The 434-nt window shown below is 48.4% G+C and carries 1 rRNA gene; it reads right to left on the minus strand.

The features are described from left to right. A 16S ribosomal RNA gene (locus tag HMPREF2832_RS00005) occupies positions 1-383 on the minus strand; the annotation flags it as partial. Positions 384-434 lie beyond the last annotated feature (51 nt).

Here is a 434-nt window from a genome sequence, read left to right on the forward strand (position 1 = left end):
CCATTGCCGAAGATTCCCTACTGCTGCCTCCCGTAGGAGTCTGGGCCGTGTCTCAGTCCCAGTGTGGCCGATCACCCTCTCAGGTCGGCTATGTATCGTCGCCTTGGTGAGCCGTTACCTCACCAACTAGCTAATACAACGCAGGTCCATCTCTTAGTGATGCAATTGCACCTTTCAAATCAACATCATGCGATATCGACTTTTATGCGGTATTAGCTATCGTTTCCAATAGTTATCCCCCGCTAAGAGGCAGGTTACCTACGCGTTACTCACCCGTTCGCAACTCTTCCGCTCGGTGCAAGCACCAAGCTTCAGCGTTCTACTTGCATGTATTAGGCACGCCGCCAGCGTTCATCCTGAGCCAGGATCAAACTCTCATTAAAATAATTGTTTGTCTTAAACTCATTCTGTCACTGACAGATTTATTGTTTTTT

The sequence above is a fragment of the Streptococcus sp. HMSC073D05 genome (genome assembly GCF_001812015.1).
GTDB classification, from domain to species: Bacteria; Bacillota; Bacilli; order Lactobacillales; family Streptococcaceae; genus Streptococcus; species Streptococcus parasanguinis_D.